Origin of the sequence: Komarekiella delphini-convector SJRDD-AB1 (genome assembly GCF_014831675.1) — a bacterium.
Lineage (GTDB): Bacteria > Cyanobacteriota > Cyanobacteriia > Cyanobacteriales > Nostocaceae > Komarekiella.
In genome coordinates, this window is sequence record NZ_VJXY01000121.1 from 1 (window position 1) to 5327 (window position 5327).

The 5327-nt window shown below is 37.4% G+C and carries 7 protein-coding genes and 1 pseudogene; 5 read left to right on the forward strand and 3 right to left on the reverse strand.

Going from position 1 to position 5327, the window contains the following annotated elements:
- On the forward strand, positions 1 to 425 hold a 425-nt coding region (locus tag FNW02_RS37115), incomplete at its 5' end, for a DinB/UmuC family translesion DNA polymerase (protein WP_461824393.1).
- A gap of 79 nt (positions 426 to 504) precedes the next feature.
- On the opposite strand, the gene FNW02_RS37120 is transcribed toward FNW02_RS37115, so the two are convergent.
- The gene (locus FNW02_RS37120; protein WP_348535521.1) at positions 505 to 780 is read right to left on the reverse strand and encodes a hypothetical protein; all 276 of its coding nucleotides are present in this window, start codon (positions 778 to 780) and stop codon (positions 505 to 507) included.
- Between the two features lie 277 nt (positions 781 to 1057).
- Here FNW02_RS37120 and FNW02_RS37125 point away from each other — a divergent pair.
- From FNW02_RS37125 to FNW02_RS37145, 4 genes and pseudogenes are all read left to right on the forward strand, one after another.
- Positions 1058 to 1390 (forward strand): annotated as a pseudogene (locus tag FNW02_RS37125) (response regulator); the annotation flags it as partial.
- An 888-nt stretch (positions 1391 to 2278) separates the two neighbouring features.
- Complete coding sequence (locus FNW02_RS39400; protein ID WP_225226274.1) at positions 2279 to 2914, forward strand: hypothetical protein; 636 nt, start codon at positions 2279 to 2281, stop codon at positions 2912 to 2914.
- A gap of 86 nt (positions 2915 to 3000) precedes the next feature.
- On the forward strand, positions 3001 to 3222 hold the full coding sequence (locus tag FNW02_RS37140; protein ID WP_191762471.1) for a hypothetical protein: 222 nt from the start codon (positions 3001 to 3003) through the stop codon (positions 3220 to 3222).
- Positions 3223 to 3391: 169 nt separating this feature from the next.
- Positions 3392 to 3760 (forward strand): hypothetical protein, encoded by a 369-nt coding sequence (locus FNW02_RS37145; protein ID WP_191762468.1) that lies wholly within the window; start codon positions 3392 to 3394, stop codon positions 3758 to 3760.
- 139 nt (positions 3761 to 3899) lie between these two features.
- Here the strand turns inward: FNW02_RS37145 and FNW02_RS37150 are convergent, their stop codons facing one another.
- Both FNW02_RS37150 and FNW02_RS37155 read right to left on the reverse strand, forming a co-directional pair.
- Positions 3900 to 4316: a hypothetical protein gene (locus FNW02_RS37150; RefSeq protein ID WP_191762469.1), complete on the reverse strand. Its 417-nt coding sequence runs from the start codon at positions 4314 to 4316 to the stop codon at positions 3900 to 3902.
- 90 nt (positions 4317 to 4406) lie between these two features.
- Positions 4407 to 5264 (reverse strand): hypothetical protein, encoded by an 858-nt coding sequence (locus FNW02_RS37155; RefSeq protein ID WP_225226276.1) that lies wholly within the window; start codon positions 5262 to 5264, stop codon positions 4407 to 4409.
- Between the last annotated feature and the right edge of the window lie 63 nt (positions 5265 to 5327).

A 5327-nucleotide genomic window follows, 5' to 3' on the forward strand; every position in this document is an offset into this window, starting at 1 on the left:
ATTACTATAAAATTGCCAGAGCGGAAGATGACCGCCCAGTTGAGTCAAATCGAGTTCGGAAGTCGATTGGTGCAGAAACCTCATTTGCACAGGACTTAAGCGATGTCGGTCAGATGTTGCTTGAACTCGAACAGATTGCCTCTTTTGTCGAGCAACGGTTGGAGCAGCACGAAACGCGAGGCCGTACATTAACATTGAAGGTCAAATTCTCTGACTATCGCCAGATAACGCACAGTAAAACAACCATTGCTCCAATCAGTGAATTAGATACAATTTTTGAGATAGCCAAAACACTGTTTTTATCAATTGACCTGGAGAATCGCAGTATCAGGTTACTGGGCATTTCCTTATCCAATTTGGATAATGCCAAACAAGCCCAAGTAATTCAATTGCCACTATTTCAAGATAGGGGTGTAATTTTTTAGCGATCGCTTCCCCCGCCTTCTCTACGAAATACTTTGCGAAGTGCATCAGGTTGTTTAAATACTGAATCACCCACAGAAATCATCCACGCGGATATCCCGCTTTCCGGTCAGAAACCTGCCAGCCAGAGTTACCAACAGACTGTACTGGAGGATTGTCCAGCAATGGAATATAGTCAGGTTCTCTTGAGTCTGGAATGATTACTGGTAGTTCTTCAAGCGCAGGTTTTGAAAAGTTGATGTTATCAGCTTGAAGAAGTTGGTCTTCGGCTTCTTCGATTGCCTTCATTTGTCTGAGGGTGAGCTTTTCAGATTTTTTGATGATCTTCTTAGTATCTGTATCATTAGAAGTTTTCATGTGCTGTTCCTTCAAAGGCATTGGCTCAAAATTTGGATGAGTAAATTTGGGAGAAGTTAGGTATAAATAATTTGCACGGAATTAACAAGATACACCAAATTTATGGAAAATACGAATCCCTAATTGTAAGAATTTATTAATTGTGTACAAATCTGTTTTCGGGTAGATGCCCCAGCATAATCTGTTGCACAGATGCAAGTATTAAGCGATCGCTTCTTCATCATGACTGTAGGTCAAGATTGTTTTGCGTTTTTGACTCTTAATAAGCAGATAATGGATGGTTGAGAGTTCTCGCTGTGGAGGAACAGCGTTGAGAAACTTATCAGGTGATAAAGGCACAATCCTAGTAGTTGATGACGAAGCCAGCATCCGCAGGATTTTACAGACGCGTCTTGAGATGATTGGCTACAGTGTAGTTACAGCTAGTGATGGTGAAGAGGCTTTGTCAGCTTTTCGCTTGTTGACCCCTGATTTAATAGTTCTAGATGTAATGATGCCAAAGCTGGATGGCTACGGTGTCTGTCAAGAATTACGGAAACAATCAGACGTACCAATTATTATGCTAACAGCATTGGCAGATGTAGCAGACCGAATCACTGGGCTAAATATGCTTTGAATCATAATATGAGAAAAATTTTGATCCATAAATTAGAAAAGAGTTAACGGAAATTCAGGCTTTCGCGCTAATCACAAATTAAAACTTTGAATCAAATTATGAGTGAGAGTTGAAATTCTGAATCATAACTAGAGAATGAGTTGAAAAAACACAATTGGACAAAACTTGCACAAAAAATCCCTGCAAAAATTGCTCTAACTTAAACTTTCAATTCAAAATATGGTTCAAATGCCCATGTTATGGTTCAAAATTTTGTTTAAGTAGATATCTGAGTAAAAATCAAATATTTCATTGTCCAAGCGTTCGCTCTGTTGTTAGGCGATCGCTAACCTCAAATCGTAGCTGAATAATAATGATAATCAAGCCGAAAGCTTGATACAAAAGTCGCTCTTAACAGTCTTTTTATCCCATACACGATAATCATTATTAGTAAAAAAACTCGAATATTAAAAGTGAACTATAAACTGGATACTCATTTCTGAAGTATATCATGAGTTAAAATCTCAATTTTTAGTTCAAATCACACTAAAACTCGGTGCTGATGACTACATAACGAAACCTTTTTCACCCAAAGAACTGGAAGCTCGAATTGCTGTGATTTGAATTATAAAATAAACTTTTAGCTCACGATATGCTTCAAAAAACATTAACCATTTTATGCTTTAAAAATCAGCTTCAAAGTAGAAAAATAACTTCTTTGGCGTAATACCCCATATTCCGCAGGTGCGCTTGTAAATACGGGTAGATATAGCGTAGCTGATACCAGGGGCAAACTAAACAGTTTAGTTTCAATCCCTAGGAAAATTAAAAATGGTTAACAAGTTTATTCCAAAAGATGTTAACAAGTTTATATTATAGTGAATGTAAGCTGTTAAAAAGTTTATGACTGATCCAATAGCCAAAGGTGGGCGTGGACACAAAGCTCCTTACTCAACCACCCACGTCAGGATTGCTCTTGGTATCAAACCTGTTGTAGAAAGGCTGAGTGCCGTTTACCGTCAAAAATTTTTGGGTAAGATAAACCCAGACATCAATGAGGCGACTGAACTAATAGAACGTGTAGAAACTGCGTTATCACCAGTTGTACCGACCGTTGAAGATTATCAACAAGTTTGCGCTCGCTACTTGGCATCGTTGCAGCTAGAGGAGCAAGCACCTGAATACAAAAAAGCAAAACAGCATATTGAGGCATTTATTCAAGAGTTAAAAATGGCGAGATTGTCACTGACTCCATCTTTGAAGAAGATGAATGTTGAAGCATTGCAACTATTGCGTCAAGAATTTAAAAATAATTGGTTGAGTTTCTTTGAAGCAATCTCAATCGAACCTGGATATTTTCAGACTTTTGAAGAATTATTACAAGCTTTAGAACGAGAAATGGCTGTACCGTATGGGGATTTAGAATCTCATGAAAAAGATTTTCTTCGTGGTTGGGATGAAATTTATGGTAGAGCTTGTGCTGAGGCTGACCGACGAAAACATGAGGCAAATCCTAACTTAAACTGGTTTGAGCAGTAGTAGGTGTTCAACAAAAGTGTTTAAAAAGTTTACGCGCGAGAGTGAAATCTAAAATTAGATAACAATTATTGATATATTGCTCATGTATGAAGCTGGCAATTGCAATAGAAATAAGACTTTGGGAATTAGATAAAAATCTAGAATTAACAACTGAAGATATATTTGATATTCTCTGTCAAGAATATCAGTTAAATGCTGATTCTATAGAAACAGTACTAAGTTGTAAATGTCCATTTGCATTAACTGGGTTCTTAAAGGAACTAAAGAATTCAGAACTGACTGAATACTTAGAACGTCGAGGTATATAAAAGATATGAATATATTAGAGTGCCTCGATTCAAGTTCGTTGGGGAACATCTAACAAAGCTGTCATCAAAAGCAAACCAAATAGTTTAGTTTTAAGGAGATAAAAACTCAAAATTGTTAACAAGTCTATTTCTAAAGGTGTTAAAAACTTTATCATAGAGAAGGACAAACATGGTAAATCTAGAACTTAATGATGAACAATTAAACGTAATTTCAAAAGCTTGCGAACTTATATCTCGAATTTACATGGGACAACTTGAAGAAGTAGCTTTGTTATTTTCTGACTTGCCAGATGAGCAATATCAAGAATTAGTTGATACCTTAAAATCACTCAACTCCATTATCAAAGTTACATCAAAACAATCAAACTCTGGAATCAGAGATGAAAATATTCCAGAAGTAGCTCGCTACGCTTACGATATTCATCAAGTAATCCGCCATTATTTAGCCTGGAAACACTTTCCTCAGGGTGGGAATGCTGTTCATTTTAATTCGCCTAAGGCTTACGGAAGTCTATCTCTACCGACAATTAGTGAATAATTTTTTTCAAATCAAATTAGTATTAATTTTGACTGATTTTAGTTGTTTTCTTCAGTAAATTGTTGCTAAGTATGAAAGATATTTTAATAAATTTTAGTAAGTAACATTTTAACTCTGCTTTTCTTTTTAAACGTAATCTTCAAATTGGAAAATGCCGTTGTAAGATTGGGTATAAAGAAGCTGCAATTGCCTCGAATTTATCACCATCTGGATAGGGACGATAAATTTGTTCACCGTCTTCGTTCATCCATTCTTGTCGTATAGGAGTGTACTCAAGCGATAGAATAGCATTTCTCCACCAGCCCGATAATGCTAGATGTTCACTCCCCCAAAATAGCCGAAAATCAACCTTTTTATTTCGATAAACTTCACTGATAGGATTAGTATAAGGACGGTTTTTCGGATCGAAAGTTTCGGTATAATAGCCTTGAAAATCAATTACTAAAAGCCCTTTTTCAATTTCTGCTGTCAATTTAAAGCGAGACTGTAGATAATGAGCAGATAAGATTTTGGCGGCTGCTAATTCAAATTCTATAGGTAAAGTAGATAAACTCATTAATTAATAATTTCCTTGAATACCAATGCGAAGATTATTGAAAAACTGAAGTCCTGGATAAAAACTGTTTACTACTGAATTTTTTGATGTTCACTCAAGTCCTACAGTATCTCGTTTGGGTTTGCGTTGCCCAACACGCCCCGAAGACTTTTTAGGGGTTTTAGGTATTTCCTGTTGAGTTGCTTTTTCATCTAGTGTCTTCTCTTCTAATGTGGGAGTGCCGATAATATTTGTCTTTAGTGGTGCTTCACTAATTGAAGAATCAGCAAGTTTTGTTTTCTTACGAGTTTGTTTTTTCTTAGGTGCTGGCTCTATAGACGTTTCATCTGGTGTTGTAGAAATCGTTTCATCATCGCTCTCCCTGACAGGTTTTTTACGAGTTCGTTTCGCTAAAGACGGTGGTTTGTCAGATTTTGGGGGCGATGCAACTACATCATTATCCTTCTTAGATAAATCCACCGCAGCTTTTGGTACAGAGGTCGAACCCATGCCTATCTGTAGCAAATGCCACAAATGTTCACGGCGACTTTCCATGTAAGAGAGTTTTTGCTCCCCCTCAGTGGTATCCAAAGCCATACGTTCACATTGGGCTAGTGTGAGGGTATGTTCATGCAGTCGTTCTAAACTCAGAGTATCGTGACCATCATGCAATGCTGCTGCCACAGCCCGGATGAGCCAGTCTTTGAGTACCCCAACACAACCAATGGAACGCTCATAAAAATAAAGCCAATGCTGCATTAGCTCTTTGACATCAACATTCAGAGGTACTTGCATCAGCAGTGCCAATAATGCGGCTTGAAAATCCTGGCGGTCAAGTTCATTTTGATACAAATAACGCGGAAAATGGATATCCAGTCCCCGCCGAGATGCTTGACCACTTAAATTAACCTGAGTTCGGGATAAGGAAAGGGACAGGTAGTAAGCTGAAAATAGCGTTAAATCCAGCAACCTGCCCTATGTTTAGTTTAGATGCTTTGTTTTGCCATGTAGATGATTTTTGTAAAGCATTTG